Source organism: Limnohabitans sp. 2KL-27, from assembly GCF_001269345.1.
Classification (GTDB): domain Bacteria; phylum Pseudomonadota; class Gammaproteobacteria; order Burkholderiales; family Burkholderiaceae_C; genus Limnohabitans_A.
Genome location: NZ_CXOP01000001.1, coordinates 321718 through 339304 on the forward strand (window position 1 = coordinate 321718; position 17587 = coordinate 339304).

Sequence of the window (17587 nt, forward strand, 5' to 3'; positions counted from 1 at the left end):
TTCGCCTTGATCTGCCTCAATTCGTATAACGAGCTGCCATGGCGTCAAGGCTAAGAGGACGGATATTTTGAGCTTGGCCGGCGCAACCAAAAGCTTCAAAACGGGCCTTCACAATGCCCGCTGCCGCCTTTTTCGCAGCCACCAAGGCTTTGCGTGGATCAAACTCTGAGGGTTGCTGAGCAAACAACTGGCGCATGGCACCGGTCATGGCCAAGCGGATGTCGGTATCGATGTTGACCTTGCGCACACCGCTTTGGATGCCGCGCACGATCTCTTCAACCGGCACGCCATAGGTTTCCTTGATGTCGCCGCCGTATTGGCGAATGATCTGCAACCACTCTTGCGGCACGCTGGAGCTGCCGTGCATCACCAAATGCGTGTTGGGAATGGCGGCATGGATGGCGGCAATGCGGTCCATGGCCAAGATGTCGCCTGTGGGCGGACGGGTGAACTTGTAGGCACCGTGACTGGTGCCAATGGCAATGGCCAGGGCGTCCACACCGGTTTGGGCCACAAAGTCCTTGGCCTGCACGGGGTCGGTTAGCATCTGATCGTGGCTGAGTTTGCCTTCGGCACCCACGCCGTCTTCTTCGCCCGCTTCGCCAGTTTCCAGAGAGCCCAGGCAGCCCAATTCACCCTCGACCGACACGCCCACGGCGTGAGCCATCTCGCAGACCTTTTGCGTCACGCCCACGTTGTACTCGTAGCTGGCGGGCGTCTTGGCGTCGGCCATGAGCGAGCCGTCCATCATCACGCTCGAAAAGCCCGAACGGATGGACTGCTGGCACTGCGCGGGCGTGGCGCCGTGGTCTTGGTGCAAAACCACCGGAATGTCGGGGTGTGTTTCGATGGCGGCCAGCACCAAATGGCGCAAATACGCCTCGCCCGCGTATTTGCGGGCCCCGGCCGAAGCTTGCAAGATGACCGGGCTGTCGGTGGCTTGCGCCGCCTCCATGATGGCCTGCACTTGTTCGAGGTTGTTGACGTTGAAAGCGGGAATGCCGTAGCCGAATTCGGCCGCGTGGTCGAGGACCTGGCGCAATGAAACCAATGCCATGAGAGGGCTCCTTGAGAAATAAAAAAGATGAAAAGAGGTCAGTCTGTCGCAGCGCGACGGCTCAGAATTTCTATGGCGGGCAGGGTTTTGCCTTCCAGGATCTCTAGGAAAGCGCCACCGCCCGTCGAGATGTAGCCCACCTGCTTTTCGATGCCGTACTTGGCAATCGCCGCCAGCGTGTCACCACCGCCCGCGATGCTGAAGGCGCTGGACTCGGCAATGGCCTGCGCAATGACCTTGGTGCCGTTTTCGAAGGCCGCAAACTCGAACACGCCCACCGGGCCGTTCCACACAATGGTGCCTGCTTGCTTGAGCTGCGCGGCCAGCTTGGCAGCCGTCTCGGGGCCAATGTCCAAAATCATGTCGTCGTCGGCCACCTCGGTCGCTTTTTTCACCGTCGCTACGGCGTTGGCTGCAAAAGTCTTGGCGGTCACCACATCGGTCGGGATCGGCACTTCCGCACCACGGGCCTTCATGGCCTCAATGACCGCTTTGGCCTCACCCACCAAGTCGGCTTCGGCCAAGCTCTTACCAATCTTCAGGCCTGCCGCCAGCATGAAGGTGTTGGCAATGCCGCCGCCCACGATGAGCTGGTCCACGTTTTTCGACAGGCTCTTCAAAATGGTCAGTTTGGTGCTGACTTTGCTGCCCGCCACGATCGCGGCCAGAGGGCGCTTCGGATTGGCCAAGGCCTGCGTGATGGCGTCGATCTCGGCCGCCAGCAGTGGGCCAGCGCAGGCGATGGGGGCGAACTGGGCGATGCCATAGGTCGTGCCTTCGGCGCGGTGGGCGGTGCCAAATGCATCGTTCACATAAATGTCGCACAGCTGCGCCATTTTTCGGGCCAGTTCTTCACTGTTCTTCTTTTCGCCTTTGTTGACGCGGCAGTTTTCGAGCAGCACGACCTGGCCGGGCTGCACATCCACACCACCGACCCAATTGGCGACCAGCGGCACATCACGGCCGAGCAACTCGCCCAGGCGCTTGGCCACGGGTGCGAGCGAATCTTCGGGTTTGAACTCCCCCTCGGTGGGGCGGCCCAAGTGGCTGGTCACCAAGACGGCAGCGCCAGCGTCCAGCGCCATCTGGATGCAAGGCACGCTGGCCCGCACACGGGTGTCTTCTGTGATGCTGCCGTCATCGGCTTGTGGCACGTTCAGGTCGGCGCGGATGAAGACGCGGCGGTTTTCGGCAAAGCCGCTTTTGACCACATCGGAAAAACGCAAGACTTTCATCGCGCACCTCCTGCTTGGCCGGACACCACGCGGGCCATTTCCAGGCACTTGTTGGAGTAACCCCACTCGTTGTCGTACCAAGCCATCAGCTTCACAAAGGTGCTGTCGAGCGCCATACCTGCTTCGGCGTCGAACACGGAGGTGCAGACCTCGCCCCGGAAATCAGTCGACACCACTTTGGCTTCTGTGTAACCCAACACGCGCTTCAAAGCCCCTTGGCTTTGCGCCTTCATTTCGGCGCAAATCTCAGCATAGGTGGCAGGCATGGCCAACTCCACCGTCAAGTCGACCAGCGACACATCGCTGGTGGGCACCCGAACCGACACGCCCGTGAGCTTGCCCTTGATCTCGGGAATCACCACGCCCACGGCCTTGGCTGCGCCTGTGCTGCTGGGGATGATGTTTTCCAGAATGCCGCGCCCGCCACGCCAGTCCTTGTTGCTCGGACCATCCACGGTTTTTTGGGTGGCGGTGGCCGCGTGCACGGTGGTCATTAGGCCGCGCCGGATGCCCCATTTGTCGTTCAGCACCTTGGCCAAAGGGGCCAATGCGTTGGTGGTGCAGCTGGCATTGCTGATGATGGCTTGGCCCGCATAGCTGGTGTGGTTCACACCAAATACAAACATGGGCATGTCGTCTTTCGACGGGGCCGAAATCACCACCTTTTTGGCCCCTGCAGCCAGGTGCTTACCCGCACCTTCTTGGTCCAAAAAGAGCCCGGTGGCTTCGATCACCACGTCTGCGCCGACCTCGTTCCACTTCAGGTTCGCAGGGTCGCGCTCTTGTGTCAGGCGGATGCGTTGGCCGTTCACGACCAAGGTATTGCCTTCAACGCTCACGTCGCCGTCAAAACGGCCATGCACGCTGTCGTATTGCAGCATGTAGGCCAGGTACTCGGGCTCCAGCAGGTCATTGATGGCGACGATCTCGACGTCGTCAAAATTTTGTACCGCCGCGCGGAACACCATGCGGCCAATGCGGCCAAAACCATTGATGCCAATCTTTGTGCTCATGTCAGTCGCTTTCATTTTTCAAACAGTGAATTTTTGGTGCGTGTGGCACAGGCCCACTTACAACAGCGCCGAAAAATCCTCGATCACGCGGTCGGGCGAACAGGCGTGCACCGACTCGCCCATGTTGTAGCCATAAGGTAGCAACCAGACCGGCACACCTGCGTTGCGGGCGGTGGCTGCGTCGATCGACGAATCCCCCACAAAAAGCGCTTGGGTGGCCTTCAGGTCCCAACGCTTCAAGCAGTCCACCACGCTGGTGGGGTCGGGTTTTTTGACCGGAAAGGAGTCGCCACTGACCACCACGTCGAAAGCCTCATGAAGCCCGTGCACGCGCAGCACGGTGTCGGTATAACGGCTTTCCTTGTTGGTCACCACCGCCAGCTTGCAGCCGCGCGCGCGCAGCGCTGCGAGGACTTCACGCACCTGTGGATACAAGCTACTGCGTGTGCCGCAACGGTCTTGGTAATAGCGATCAAAAATCGGCAGCGCCTGCTTCAAATCGGCCCCTTGCCGGACCGCGGCCACAGGGGTCTGGGTGACGCTGGCCAGCGCCTGGATCAGCAGCTCTTTGGTACCGTGACCGATCCAGTCGTTGACTTGTTGCTGCGACACCTCGGGCCAATCGAAATAGCGCAAGGTGTCGTTCACTGAATCAGCAATTTCGGGCGCGGTTTCGACCAAGGTGCCGTCGAGGTCAAAGAAATAGGCTTGTGGTGTTGGCATTTTTTTCGGGCTTTGTAACGGGCTCGCGGCTCAATTGTCCGAAGGCACGATTTGTGCAGGCAAGGTGTCCGCTTGGCGGTGGGTGTGGCGATGCACCAAGGTGCGTACCGCTTCACACACACGCTCGCTGGTGATACCAAAGTGCGCGTACAAAGCGGGTGCTGGGGCCGATTCACCAAAGCTGGCGATGCCGATCACCATGCCCGTGCGGCCCACGTATTTGCGCCAGAAGTCGGGGTGAGCGGCTTCCACTGCCACGGTGGGCAAACCCAGCGGCAAGACCATGTCCTGGTAGGCCTCGCTTTGCCGGTCAAACACATTGGTACAAGGCATGGACACCACCCGTGTGGCCACACCTTGCGTAGCCAGTTCTGCTTGCGCTTTCAAGGCCAAAGAGGTCTCGGAACCTGTGGCCACGATGATGGCTTGGGCACCTGGCATGTCGCTCAGGATGTAACCGCCCTGGCGCACCTTGGCCGCATCGGCGGTATCGGTCAGCAGCTGTGGCAGATTCTGGCGCGACAGCGCCAAAGCGCTGGGGCCATCGCGGCGCTCCACCGCACAGGCCCAGGCCACGGCGGTTTCCAAGCCATCGGCGGGACGCCACACATCCAGCCCCGGGATGATGCGCAAGCTGGGCACATGCTCCACGCTTTGGTGCGTGGGGCCGTCTTCACCCAAGCCAATTGAGTCGTGCGTGAAGACATGGATCACGCGCTTTTTCATGAGCGCTGCCATGCGAATGGCATTGCGCGAATAGTCCGAGAACGTCAGGAAGGTGCCGCCATAAGGGATGTAACCCCCATGCAGCGCCATGCCGTTCATGATGGCGGCCATGCCAAATTCGCGCACGCCGTACGAGAGGTGGTTGCCCCAGGTGTCGCGGCCGGCTTTGGTACAGGTCTTGAAGTTGGTCAGGTTGGAGCCCGTCAGGTCGGCGCTGCCGCCAAAAAACTCGGGCAACAAAGGGGCCAACACATCGAGCGCATTCTGGCTGGCTTTGCGGGTGGCCACCGCATCGGGCTTGGCCACGATGGCAGCCAGGGCCTTTTCCAGACCCTGTGCGTAGGCCTCGCTCAAGTCGCCTTTCATACGGCGCTCAAACTCAGCCGCCTCTTGCGGGTAGCGGCTTTGGTAGGCGGCAAAGCGTTCGCGCCATTGGCTCTCGGCCTTCGACCCAATCTCGCGGGCATCCCAAGCACTGGCCACATCGGCTGGCACTTCAAAGGGGGCATAGGGCCAGTTCAGCGCTTCGCGGGTGGCGGCAATTTCGGCAGCGCCCAGCGCTGCGCCGTGCACATCGTGGGTGCCCGCCTTGTTGGGTGAGCCCATGCCGATCACGGTTTGGCAGCAGATCAGTGTGGGTTTGCCATTCGCACTTTGGGCTTGCGCCTTGGCCGCTTCGATGGCGGCGTTCACCGCTTGCGGGTCATGGCCATCCACCTTAGCGATCACGTTCCAGCCGTAGGCTTCAAAGCGCTTGGGCGTGTCGTCGGTGAACCAGCCTTCCACATGGCCATCGATCGAGATGCCATTGTCGTCGTACAGCGCCACCAGTTTGGACAAGCGCAAGGTACCCGCCAGCGAACAAGCCTCGTGGCTGATGCCTTCCATCAGGCAGCCATCGCCTAAAAACACATAGGTCATGTGGTCCACGATGTCCAGGCGCTGACCGTCTTCTTCCCGATTGAATTCATCGGCCAACATCTTTTCGGCCAGTGCCATGCCCACTGCGTTGGTGATGCCCTGACCTAAGGGGCCCGTGGTGGTTTCCACGCCAGGCGTGATGTCCACTTCCGGGTGGCCCGGGGTTTTGCTGTGCAGTTGGCGGAACTTTTTCAACTCTTCCAAAGGCAGGTCGTAACCCGTCAGGTGCAGCAAGGCGTAGATCAGCATCGAGCCGTGGCCGTTGGACAATACAAAACGGTCACGGTCAGCCCAATGCGGGTTGAGTGGGTTGTGTTTAAGGTGGCGGCTCCACAGCACTTCGGCAATGTCGGCCATACCCATGGGGGCACCAGGGTGGCCAGACTTGGCCGCCTCGACGGCGTCAACGGCCAGCATGCGCACAGCGTTGGCCATGCGAAAAGCCATATCTGGGCTGGGGTGGGCGGATGTCTTGATAGAGGTTTTCATGGGCTTATTCCTCCGCTTCAAGCCTGGCCCAGAGCGCGTTTTCGGCGCTCCATCATTCGCCACACGAAAGGTGTGAAGATCAGCTGCATGGCGATTTCCATCTTGCCACCGGGCACCACAATGGTGTTGGCACGGCTCATCCAGGAGTCGTTGATCATGTTGAGCAAGTAGGGAAAGTCGATACCTTTGGGGTTAGCAAAACGGATCACCACCACGCTTTCATCGGCCGACGGAATGTCACGCGAGATGAAGGGGTTAGAGGTGTCGACCAAGGGCACTCGCTGGAAGTTGACATGCGTGTGCTCGAACTGCGGCACGATGTAGTTCACATAGTCGGGCATGCGGCGCAAGATGGTGTCGGTGACCGCCTCGGTGCTGTAACCACGCTGGTGCTTGTCGCGCCACAGTTTCTGAATCCATTCCAAGTTGATGACGGGCACCACACCCACGCGCAAATCGGGGTGCTGCGCGATGTTGTGCTCGGGCGTGACCACAGCGCCGTGCAAGCCTTCGTAAAACAGCATGTCCGTATCGTTCGGCAGGTCTTCCCAGGGTGTGAAGGTGCCGGGCTCTTGTTGGTACGGTGCGGCCTCTTCGGCGTTGTGCAGGTATTTGCGTGATTTGCCTTGGCCCGTGGCACCGTAGGTGCGAAACAGGTTTTCAATCTCACCAAACAAGTTGTTCTCGGCGCTGAAGTGGCTGAAATGTTTGTTGCCCTCTTTTTCTGCATCCGCGCCACGTTGCTTCATCTCTTTGCGGTCAAAGCGGTGAAAGCTGTCGCCTTCGATGATGGCCGCCTTCACACCTTCGCGGCGAAAGATGTTGGAAAACGTGCGTGTCACCGTCGAGGTGCCTGCGCCCGAAGAACCGGTGATGGCGATGATGGGGTGGCGTTCAGACATGGGGATCTCCTTGTTGTTTTGTCTATCGTTTTGAAATCAGGTTCATTCCCTCAATCGCGGAACAGGCTGCGCTCTGCAAACAGGGGGGCAAAGCTGTCTTGCTTGGCAGGTTCGGCGTGGTATCGCTCGATGCGCTCGACTTCGTTTTTGGAGCCAAACACCAAGCCAATGCGCTGGTGCAAGCTGGTGGGCTGAACACTCAGCATGGGCACCTGGCCCGTACTGGCACGGCCACCGGCTTGTTCCATGATGAAGCCCACCGGGTTGGCTTCGTACAGCAGGCGCAAACGGCCGGGCTTGCTCGGGTCTTTGGTATCCCGGGGGTACATGAAAACGCCGCCACGCATCAAAATGCGATGCGCTTCGGCCACCATGGAAGCAATCCAACGCATGTTGAAGTCCTTGCCACGCGGGCCGGTTTTGCCGGCCAGGCACTCGTCCACATAGCGCTTGACCGGGGCTTCCCAAAAGCGGCTGTTGGAGGCGTTGATGGCGAATTCCTGGGTGTCTTCGGGCACGCGCAATTCCGGGTGGGTCAGCATGAACTCGCCCATCACCGGGTCGAGTGTGAAACCAGCCACGCCATTGCCCACGCTCAGCACCAGCATGGTGGTGGGGCCGTACAGCGCGTATCCTGCGGCCACTTGGGCGGCGCCCGGCTGGAAGAAATCGGCCTCGGTCAAAGGCCCACCTTCTGCGGTGGCGTCAGGCGCACGCAGCACACTGAAAATGCTGCCCACCGACACGTTCACGTCAATGTTGCTGGAGCCATCCAGCGGGTCAAACACCAGCAGGTATTTTCCACGGGGGTGTTGCGGTGGAATGTCGTAGGGCAAGTCCATCTCTTCAGACGCCATGCCCGCCAAATGACCACCCCACTCGTTCATGCGGATGAACAACTCGTTGCTCACCACGTCCAGCTTTTTCTGGGTCTCACCTTGCACGTTGATGCTGCCACCTGCATCGGCCGCGTGGTTGCCGTACATGTCGGCCAAAGCGCCATAGGCGACCGATTTGGCGATGGCTTTGCAGGCCATGGCCACATCCAAAATCAAAGCATTGAAGTCACCACTGGCATCGGGAAAACGGCGACGCTCTTCGATCAGGTACTGCGTCAAGGTGGGCGTGGTGCGGGGGCTCAAGGACATGGGGCAAACACTCTCTGAAGTTTTAAAAATTCGGGAATTCGGCAGTTCTTAATTTGGCTCAAGCCACAGCGGCTTGCTTGAGGGCTTGCATCACCCCCCGGTAGCCCCCATCGGCATCGGGCGCACCGAACACGGCGCTGCCTGCCACGCAGGTGTCGGCTCCAGCCGCCACGATCTGCGCGATGTTGTCGGTCTTCACGCCGCCGTCCACCTCCAGCACGATGGGCTGGCCACCCCGGGCCAAATGGGTGTTGATGCGCTGGCGGGCCGCTTGCAACTTGGGCAAGGTCGATGGGATGAATTTCTGGCCGCCAAAACCGGGGTTCACGCTCATGAGCAAGACCACGTCCAAGCGGTCCATCACATGGTCCATCCACTCCAGCGGCGTGGCGGGATTGAACACCAGGCCCGCTTTGCAACCGTGGTCGCGGATCATTTGCAAAGTTCGGTCCACATGGCGGCTGGCTTCGGGGTGAAAGGTGATGATGTTGGCCCCGGCTTTGGCGAACAAGGGCACCAGCGCATCGACCGGCTCGACCATCAAATGCACATCGATCGGGATCTGGACATGGGGGCGGATCGCCTCGCACACCAGCGGGCCAATGGTCAGGTTGGGCACGTAATGGTTGTCCATCACGTCAAAGTGCACCCAGTCTGCGCCTGCGGCTTCAATGGCGCGGACCTCTTCGCCCAAACGGGCAAAGTCGGCGGACAAGATGGAGGGGGCAATGCGGACGGTGCTCATGCGGTGGCCTTGAAAGCGGTGTGGTGCCATTCACGCAACTGCGCCAGCCCCACGCCCTGCAGGCTGGGGACAATGCGCAATGCGCCTTTGAAATCGTGCTCGGCAGTGAAATCGTTGGGCGTGATGACCGTGGGCAGACCTGCTGCCATGGCCGCGCGCAGGCCGTTCTCGGAATCCTCAAACGCCAAGCAATGCTCGGGTGCAAGCCCTAAGCGCGAGAGGGTTTGCTGGTAGACCATCGGGTCGGGTTTTTTCCGCGGCGCGGTCGAAGCATCTTCGATCACCGAAAAATGCAGCTGCCAGTCCGGCCCGATGGCTTGGCGCAGCAAGGCCGCGATGTTGACGGGCGAGGTGGTGGTGGCAATGGCCAGCTTCAGCCCCACCGTACTGGCGGCTGACAGCAGCGCCAGCACCCCGGGACGCATCTGTACCGCACCGTCTTGCACCGCTTGCTCATACGCGGCGGTCTTGATCTCGTGCAGATGGTCAATGGTCTCCTGCATGCCAGCGCCCGTGATGTCCTTGGGCTGGGTCTCCAGCGTTTGCCAATACGCCTTGATGCGCTCTTTACCACCCGACACAGCCAACAATCGGGTGTACAGCGGCACATCCCAGCGCCAGTCGAGCCCCATCTCTGCAAAGGCGTGGTTGAACGCTGCCAAATGGGCCATTTCGGTGTCGGCCAAGGTGCCGTCAACGTCAAAGATCAGTGCTTGCAGCATGGGGTGGAGCCCTTCGTGAGGAAGAAGGTCTCCACTTTAAAAAGGACTGAAGCTCAGGACAATTCAATATTGGTAATGAGTTAATTAAGGTATTGCTTAATTGAATTAATTTCCAATACACAAATCCCTCAATCCCGGCATCCCGGCTTTGGCCAATTGGAGAAGCCTCAACGGTGTTGGAGCACCAAGTTAGTGGGCTCAGAACTCAAGGTCTCAGACGACCTGCGTCAAAGCCTGTACCGCCTGGTGGTGCGTCAGGAACACTTGGCCACTCAGTTGTGCCAACAAATGGCTGCGCTGCAAACGGTCGTGCACGGGGCCCTTGACCTCGGACAGGTGCAGCTGCACACCTGAAGCCTGCAAACGGGCGTTGATGGTTTCCAGGCTGTCGAGTGCGCTGGCGTCAATGTCGTTGACCGCCGAGCATTGCAGCACCACATGCCGCACACCTGGCCGTACAGCCACTTGGGCCGCGATGGTGTCTTCGAGGAAACGGGCGTTGGCAAAGTACAAGCTTTCGTCCACGCGCAGGCCCAAAATGTCCGGCTGCTCCAGCACGGCGTGACGCAGCACATTGCGGTAATGCTCGGTGCCCGGCACTTGCCCCACCACCGCGATGTGCGGGCGGCTGGTGCGGTACAGCAGCAACAGCACCGAGGCGCTCACGCCCGCGATCAACCCGGCCTCCACACCCACCGCCAAGGTCAGGCCAAAGGTCAGCAACAAGGCAATGAAATCGGCCTTGGCGTAATGCCAGGTCCGGGCAAACACCCTGACATCGACCAAGGTGAGCACGGCCACCATGATGGTGGCGGCCAAGGTGGCTTGGGGCAAATGAAAGAGCCAAGGCGTCAAGAACAAAGCCGCCAGCGCCAGCCCCACAGCGGTGTAGATGCCTGCGGCAGGCGTGCGTGCACCCGCATCAAAATTGACCACCGAACGCGAAAACCCGCCCGTGACCGGAAAGCCGCCGGAGAGGCCTGCGCCCAAATTGCTCAGGCCCAGCGCTCGAAGTTCGGCATCGGGGTCGATGCGTTCGCGCCGCTTGGCCGCCAAAGACTGGCCCACCGACACCGACTCCACAAAGCCCACCAAGGAAATCAGCAAAGCGGGCACCCACAAAGCCTGGGCCAGCGCCCATGGGGCGGCCCAGCCATCTATCGATCCACCCGGCAGCGTGAGTGGCGGCAAGCCTTGTGGCACCGTGCCCACCACCCGCACGCCCTGCTCGGCCAACTGCCACACGGCTGACAAGGCAATGCTCAAGAGCAGCACCGCCACCGGGGCCGCCTTGGCCGCCAAATCGGCCGCACCCGCAGACACCCCCAAGCGCTTGAGCCCGGGCTTGAGCTGACGGCGCACCAGCAGCAGCAAAGCCAAAGCCCCCAGGCCCATCGCAGTGGTGGGCACATGCAGGCTGGACAAGTTGTGCCACAGCTGCGGCAGCAGCTGCAAGAGGTTCTCCCCATGCAGCGGCACACCCAACAAATGTTTGAGCTGGCTGGCCGCGATCAGCAAACCCGATGCCGAGACAAAACCCGAGATGACCGGGTGGCTCAAAAAATTGGCCAAAAAGCCCAACCGAGCCGCGCCCATCACCAGCATGATGGCCCCACTGAGCATCGCCAGCATCAAAGCCGCCTCGGTGTAAGCCACGCTGCCTTGTGCCGCCACCGCGCCCACACTGGCCGCTGTCATGAGCGAGGTCACCGCCGCAGGCCCCACAGCCAAAGTACCGCTGCTGCCCATCAAGGCATACAGCACCAGGGGGGCCATGCTGGCGTACAGGCCCGCCTGCGCGGGCAAGCCCGCCAACAGGGCATAGGCCAGGCTTTGCGGAATCAACATCAGCGTCACCACTACGGCAGCCACACCATCGGCGGTGAGCAGCGAACGGTTGTAACGCCGCCCCCAATCCAGAATGGGGAAAAAACGCTCAAGTGACGAATTCACAAAGCGTCCACCGGAATTTTCAGGTAACGCTGGCCGTTGTCTTCAGGCGGTGGCATTTGTCCGGCACGCATGTTCACCTGAACCGAAGGCAAGATCAGCACGGGCATGGACAAGGTGGCATCGCGCTTTTCACGCATGGCCACAAACTCGGCCTCGCTCACACCCTGATGCACATGCACATTGGCCTTTTTCTGCTCGGCCACGGTGGTCACGCACTGGGGCTGACGGGTCTCGGGCGGGTAGTCATGGCACATGAACAGCTCGGTGTTATCCGGCAAGCTGAGCACTTTCTGGATCGACTGGAACAACACGCTGGCACTGCCCCCAGGAAAGTCGCAGCGCGCCGTGCCGTAGTCGGGCATGAACAAGGTGTCGCCCACAAAGGCCACCTGCCGCGCAGGATCGCTACTGGCATCTGTGACCACATAAGTCATGCATGCCGGGGTGTGGCCGGGGGTGTGCAGGGCCTGCGCCTGCAAAGCGCCAATCTGAAATGTTTCGCCGTCGCCCAGCAAAAGGTCGAACTGGCTGCCATCGCGGGCAAATTCGGTGCCCGCGTTGAACAGCTTGCCAAACACGTTTTGCACCGTGGTGATGTGCGAACCAATGGCCAATTGGCCGCCCAGCTGCTTTTGCAAATAGGGCGCTGCCGACAAATGGTCAGCGTGCACATGCGTCTCCAAAATCCACTGCACACGCAGGTCCAGCGCCTTCACACGCGCCACCAACTGGTCGGCGCTGGCGGTGCTGGTGCGGCCCGACTTGGGGTCGTAGTCCAGCACGCTGTCGATCAAGGCGCACTGCCGGGTGCTCAGGTCGGCCAGGATGTGGCTGAAGGTGAACGTGGCCGGATCAAAAAACGATTCAATGTGCATGTGGGCTGAACTCATGGTGACTTCCTTGGCAGTGGAACAACAAAGGTCCTTGGCACCCCTTGCCGCTGTGCGGCAAGGGGGCAAGCCTTCAACTTAGAGGGACTTGGTCGAAAAATACCAGTCCTTCATGGCGTAACCCTCGCCTTTGCGCTTGGCAATGGCTTCGGGGGTTTTGGGTGGTGGCACGATCACGTCGCAACCGGGCGTCCAGCCCTCGGGGGTGGCGATCTTGTTGGCATCGCTGGTCTGCATGGCTTGCAACAAACGCACAAACTCTTCGATCGAACGGCCGTTGCTCATGGGGTAGTACACCATGGCGCGCAGCTTGCCTTCGGGGTCAATGAAGAAGGTGGCACGCACGGCCTGGGTGTCGGCAGCGCCGGGGTGGATCATGCCGTAGGCTTGGGCCACTTCCATCTTGATGTCGTCGATGATGGGGAAAGGAATCTCCACACCAAAGTTGTTCTGAATGCTTTGCATCCAGGCCAAGTGCGAGTAAATGCTGTCGATCGACAAGCCGAGCAATTCGCAGTTCATGCTCTTGAACAACTCGGCACGCTTGGCAAAACCGATGAATTCGGTGGTGCACACAGGCGTGAAGTCGGCAGGGTGCGAGAACAAGATGAGCCACTTGCCTTTGTAATCGGCGAGGCTTCGGGGGCCGTGGGTGGTGTTGGCGCTGAAGGCGGGAGCGGCTTCGTTGATGAGGGGCATGGACATGGCGGGCTTCCTTTGAGTTTGACTATCGGTTTTCGAAATCGAGAGATTCATTCAATCGACAGGGTCAACTGTACATACCCCTGAAGGTATTGGGTATGAGTTATCTCAATGATGGGCATAGTGACAATTGCGGTCGTGAAATCTACCCGTTTGATCCATCGCAAGCCCTCACGGTCTTGGTCATGCATGGCCCAAAAACCACAGGCCTCAATGCTTGGCTGGCCCTGCGGCTTTGGCCGCCGCGTCAAAGCCGCCCTTGGCCTGCCACTCAGTCATGCCGCCTTGCAAGATGCGCACGTTCTCCCAGCCCGCCACGCGCAGCGCAAAACCAGCTTGGGCCGACAGCGACCCGGTGTTGCAATAAACGAGCACAGGCTTGTTTTTGGGGATGGTGTTGCGCTTGGCCAGCACCTGTCGCCAGTCCATGTTGACCGCGCCAGGAATGTGCCCCTTGGCAAATTGCGCTGGGTCACGCGCATCGATCACCACCATCTTGGGCCACTCGTCTTTGGGAATTTGCTCGGCAAAAATCACACCGCCACCGTAGTCCACAAACTCCAGATACGCCTCCATCTCGTCGGTGGCAATGGCTTTGTTGTCCGCGTAGGCCGCTGGGGCCAACAGCAAGCTGCCAGCGGTGGCGGCGACAAGGGCGAGGGTACGCAAGCGCATGGGGGTCTCCACTTCGTCAGGTAATATCAGTCAAAACGAATATTGTCGCTGAACGGCTGCAAAACCTCCAAAAAAAGCCTCGGCGCACATGTCCAGAGACAAAAATTTCACCGCACTGTTACTCACACTGGCTTTGCACGCAGCCGTTTGGCTGCTGGCCGGTGACTACCCGTTCCAACACGTCAGTCCACCGCAAGCGCCCAAAACAGTCGAAAACATTGTCTTTCTGGAACTGATCCCGCCACCGCGCCAGCCGCTGCCTGAACCGCCATCAGCGCCCCCCACAACGCCCATCACTGCACCCACCACGCCACCCCCGCCCGACACAGCCTTGGCTGCTCCGGCCACAGCTCTCTCACCCGATCGCCCCCGCGCCAGCATGGCCGCGCCCCCGCCACCCACCGCCGAAGAATGGGCTTTTGCCGCGAACTACACCAACAAAAACAGCAAAGGCTACCGCTACAGCTGGGGCCAGCAAGTGCGCAGCATGATGGGCACCGCCGTCGAAGGCCCCGACCAGGGCGTGGTGCGCTTTCGCATCGAGATCGCCCCGGATGGCCGCTTGACGCAGCTGCAAACGCTGTGGACCACCTCGGCCAAGGCCGAACAGCTCGCCCGCCAAGCCATTGAGAACATGCCACCACTGCCGCCCACCCCCACGGGCAAACCGCTGATTTTTGACAAGACGATTTCGTTTTCACCCTTTGCCAACGACGGGCCACCCCTGTACAGAGACGACTGCCTGCCCGAGCCGCCCGTGTTCCGCAACCCTTTTGCTTGGGACGGTAAATCGCCCCAAGTGGTGGCTGCGCCCACACCGACCGCCCCACTGAACCCGCAAGCGCTGGCCGACTGCCTGCGCCAGCTGCCCCAAGACAGCGTCGAAGCCGAAAGCGCCAGCGACCAAAGGCTGATGGACCAATGGGGTTCGAGCAAAACAGGGCGCTGAGCGCTTCGCGCAAAAGGGCCCTGTCGCCACACGACCTCAGTCGTCGTCGCCCAACTCGGCGTCCCACCCCATGCCTTTGGCCCGTTGCATGGCCTCGTCGTGGATGCGGGCGTGTTTGGCGGCCAGCTCGGGTGGCAAGCGGCTGGGCAGCTGGCCATAGGGTTCCCACGCGGTGTGCACCGCTTCAAACAGGTTTTGCAACTCGCCCGCGTGTTTGCCGGCAAAGCCATCGCCTTCGGGCAACAAACCAAACACCCAAGCGTCGCGGATGATGCGCCCGGTCATGCTCATGCCGTGGTGTTCTTCGTGGTCGATGCCGGCGTAGGTTTGCTGGCGGCTGTGGATCATGCTCATGGGGGTGTCCTGGTTAACGGGTCAGTCCAGCATACAGGACGGGGAGTTTTTCGGGCAGGCGCTCGACCTTGTCGACCACCAGGTAATGTCGTTCGCCAAAAATGCGGCTGACGTATTGGTCGGCCCGGGGGTCCAAGCTCATGCAATAGGTGGTCACGCCATGGCGTGCGGCCGCCTCGACGGCTTTTTTAGTGTCGTGACGCAGGTACTGCGGATCGCGCACATCCACATCGGCGGGCTCGCCGTCGGTGATGAAAAGCAAGAGTTTTTTGCTGCTACGCTGTGCTTTGAATGCGGCCGTGGCGTGCCGAATGGCCGCGCCCATGCGGGTGGACAACTGGCCTTGCATACCCGCCAACCGGGCCTTGGCCAGCTCATCGTAGGGCTGATCGAAGTCTTTGAAGCGCCAGTAGTTCACATCGTGGCGGCCGTCCGAACAAAAGCCGTGGATCGCAAACGGGTCGCCCACCTTTTGAATCGCATCGGCCAGCAAAGCACAGGCCGAGCGGGTCAGGTCCAACACCGTGTGTTCTTGCCCCGCCACTTTGTCGTTCGTGGACTGCGAGAGATCAAGCAAGACCAGCACCGAAATGTCGCGGGTTTTGCGCACGCTACGCATCATGATGCGCGGATCGGGCTGACGGCCCATGCGCATCTCGATCACCGAAGCCAATGCAGCGTTGAGGTCGATCTCGTCGCCGTCTTCGAGCTTGCGGATGCGCTGCACACCTTGCGGTTGCATGGCATCCAAAATGAATTTCATGCGGCCGATCAAACGGCGGTGCTCGCTCAAGATGCCATCGATCAGTGTCGGGTCGCCCGCTTTGGGTCGACGCTCTTGCACCGTGGCCCAAGCGGGACGCTCGAGCTGGATCATGTGGTCCCACTCGGCGTAATGCACGGGCGGCAACACCGGTTCGCGACCTTCGCTTTGATTGAAGGACACGCCCAGGTCTTCATAAGGGAACAATTCGGTGCCCAGCACCCAGACCTCTTGCGCGTCGTCCCCCGCGCCCTCCACTTCCAGCTCGTTGACGAACTCCATCAGGTTGACTTGCTTGCGCACCTGTTGAGGCGGCTCGTAACCCGCAGCGACCGAACGCTCAAAGTCGTAGCCATCAAACGCCCAAAAGTAACGGTTGTCGTCGCGGTAGACGGCCGTCTGACCATCGGTTCGGGGAGCGAAGGCGGGGCCTTGGGTGAGCTCGCGGTAGCTGTGTGCCAACTGCACACCCATGGCCCACGATTCGCTGTTGTCGTGGGGCTGTGCCAGCAGGCGTGGCATGGCTTCGGCCATCAAGGCACGGCCTTGGGCAATCCAAGGGTGATCGTCGTCATACGTGGGGTCGATCCACGCCCGCGCCATGCGGGCCAACCAGTCCCCCGCCGTGGTTTGCTGTGTGGCGGGGGTGGTGTGCAACTGTGCCCACAAAGGCCGCATGCCGGGAAAGCGCGCCACAGCCAAGGCTTCCACCCGCGCGTCTTCGGCCAAGGCCACCATGGCCATCTGCCACGGGTTGAGCGATTCGGCCGAGATCGGTTGGCGCGTGAACACCACATGGGCCGCAGCGTGGGCACAAGCCGCGCGGTAGAGCTGGGTGGCGTCCACCGGGCCATCGTTGCCTTGCACGGCGTCCAAGGCGTCCGGCAAGTGGATGAAATAGTCCTCGATGAAGGGGCGCAAGCCTTCCCGGTTTTCAAAGTCACCCGCGGTGGGGCGCATGAAAAAGTCGCGGCCCCACAAGGCACGCAGGTACATGTTGATGCGCCGCTGCACATCGACCAACAAAGTACCTTTGCGCTCTTGTTGCAGCATGGCCAAAGACTCTTTGGACTGCAAACCGAAATACGCGATCTGGGCCTCGTACTCCGTGCGGTGGGCTTGTGCGCCCCAAGTCGCCCAGCGACGCAAGCCCCCCAAGGTCAGCTGGCCAAACAGCGCATCAAGCTGCCCCAACATGGGCCGCAAACCGCGCGGGGCTTGCGCCACCAAAGTGTTGAGGAACTGCAGGTACTGCATGAACAGCGCCGCGTCGGCCAATCGCTTGGCCGCTGTCGGTGCGGTGGCCAGCACCAACTCGATCACCGCACCCGAGGTTTTGGACGCCAACACCAAGGCGGTGGTGGCCAACTCTCCGACCACATCCTCGCCAATTTCTTTGGCCACTTGGGGTGCGCCATCGATCCAAGCGTTGACCAAGGCATGGCCACGGCCCAAACCGCGCAAGGCCGCAGCGCCCTTGACGTAGTTGTCGAGCCCACGGGCAGAAAATACCTTGGTGGCCTCGGCCCAGGTGTGTATGAGCAAGTCCACCGAAGCCGGGTCGAGTTGTTCGACCCACTCGGCGTGGTCTTGAAGCTGCACCGACATGGGGGTGCCTGC

At 60.7% G+C, this 17587-nt stretch carries 16 protein-coding genes; 1 reads left to right on the forward strand and 15 read right to left on the reverse strand.

All coding sequences use genetic code 11. From position 1 onward, the window contains the following. Positions 1-16 precede the first annotated feature (16 nt). The 13 genes from fba to LHAB_RS01645 all read right to left on the reverse strand — a co-directional run bounded on the left by fba (position 17) and on the right by LHAB_RS01645 (position 13901). A complete protein-coding gene (gene fba / locus LHAB_RS01585) occupies positions 17-1057 on the reverse strand; it encodes a class II fructose-bisphosphate aldolase (RefSeq protein ID WP_090043623.1) in 1041 nt (346 codons plus the stop codon). Between the two features lie 38 nt (positions 1058-1095). Further along, positions 1096-2292: a phosphoglycerate kinase gene (locus LHAB_RS01590; RefSeq protein ID WP_090043624.1), complete on the reverse strand. Its 1197-nt coding sequence runs from the start codon at positions 2290-2292 to the stop codon at positions 1096-1098. Further along, entirely contained in the window at positions 2289-3305 is a 1017-nt protein-coding gene (gene gap / locus LHAB_RS01595) for a type I glyceraldehyde-3-phosphate dehydrogenase (protein WP_090043839.1), read from the reverse strand. The genes LHAB_RS01590 and gap overlap by 4 nt, the downstream gene beginning before the upstream one ends. A 57-nt stretch (positions 3306-3362) precedes the next feature. Next, positions 3363-4028: a phosphoglycolate phosphatase gene (gph, locus tag LHAB_RS01600; protein WP_090043625.1), complete on the reverse strand. Its 666-nt coding sequence runs from the start codon at positions 4026-4028 to the stop codon at positions 3363-3365. A gap of 30 nt (positions 4029-4058) precedes the next feature. After that, positions 4059-6164 (reverse strand): transketolase, encoded by a 2106-nt coding sequence (tkt, locus tag LHAB_RS01605; RefSeq protein WP_228763306.1) that lies wholly within the window; start codon positions 6162-6164, stop codon positions 4059-4061. A 17-nt stretch (positions 6165-6181) separates the two neighbouring features. Then, complete coding sequence (locus LHAB_RS01610; RefSeq protein WP_090043626.1) at positions 6182-7066, reverse strand: phosphoribulokinase; 885 nt, start codon at positions 7064-7066, stop codon at positions 6182-6184. 50 nt (positions 7067-7116) lie between these two features. Beyond that, positions 7117-8214, reverse strand: coding sequence for a class 1 fructose-bisphosphatase (locus LHAB_RS01615; protein ID WP_090043627.1), 1098 nt, complete (start codon positions 8212-8214; stop codon positions 7117-7119). A gap of 58 nt (positions 8215-8272) precedes the next feature. Beyond that, positions 8273-8959, reverse strand: a complete 687-nt coding sequence (gene rpe / locus LHAB_RS01620) for a ribulose-phosphate 3-epimerase (RefSeq protein WP_090043628.1) — start codon at positions 8957-8959, stop codon at positions 8273-8275. Then, a complete protein-coding gene (locus LHAB_RS01625) occupies positions 8956-9681 on the reverse strand; it encodes an HAD-IA family hydrolase (protein WP_090043629.1) in 726 nt (241 codons plus the stop codon). The genes rpe and LHAB_RS01625 overlap by 4 nt, the downstream gene beginning before the upstream one ends. Positions 9682-9894: 213 nt before the next feature. Further along, positions 9895-11634, reverse strand: a complete 1740-nt coding sequence (locus tag LHAB_RS01630) for a SulP family inorganic anion transporter (protein WP_090043630.1) — start codon at positions 11632-11634, stop codon at positions 9895-9897. Then, positions 11631-12524: an MBL fold metallo-hydrolase gene (locus LHAB_RS01635; RefSeq protein ID WP_090043631.1), complete on the reverse strand. Its 894-nt coding sequence runs from the start codon at positions 12522-12524 to the stop codon at positions 11631-11633. The genes LHAB_RS01630 and LHAB_RS01635 overlap by 4 nt, the downstream gene beginning before the upstream one ends. 78 nt (positions 12525-12602) lie before the next feature. After that, positions 12603-13229: a peroxiredoxin gene (locus LHAB_RS01640; RefSeq protein WP_062402895.1), complete on the reverse strand. Its 627-nt coding sequence runs from the start codon at positions 13227-13229 to the stop codon at positions 12603-12605. Positions 13230-13436: 207 nt separating this feature from the next. After that, the gene (locus LHAB_RS01645; RefSeq protein WP_090043632.1) at positions 13437-13901 is read right to left on the reverse strand and encodes a rhodanese-like domain-containing protein; all 465 of its coding nucleotides are present in this window, start codon (positions 13899-13901) and stop codon (positions 13437-13439) included. A gap of 88 nt (positions 13902-13989) precedes the next feature. On the opposite strand from LHAB_RS01645, the gene LHAB_RS01650 reads away from it, so the two are divergent. Continuing rightward, on the forward strand, positions 13990-14850 hold the full coding sequence (locus LHAB_RS01650; RefSeq protein ID WP_090043633.1) for an energy transducer TonB family protein: 861 nt from the start codon (positions 13990-13992) through the stop codon (positions 14848-14850). Positions 14851-14886: 36 nt separating this feature from the next. On the opposite strand, the gene LHAB_RS01655 is transcribed toward LHAB_RS01650, so the two are convergent. Next, the gene (locus LHAB_RS01655; RefSeq protein ID WP_228763307.1) at positions 14887-15204 is read right to left on the reverse strand and encodes a hypothetical protein; all 318 of its coding nucleotides are present in this window, start codon (positions 15202-15204) and stop codon (positions 14887-14889) included. A 13-nt stretch (positions 15205-15217) separates the two neighbouring features. Further along, positions 15218-17575 (reverse strand): nitric oxide reductase activation protein NorD, encoded by a 2358-nt coding sequence (locus tag LHAB_RS01660; RefSeq protein ID WP_090043634.1) that lies wholly within the window; start codon positions 17573-17575, stop codon positions 15218-15220. Positions 17576-17587: the final 12 nt, after the last annotated feature.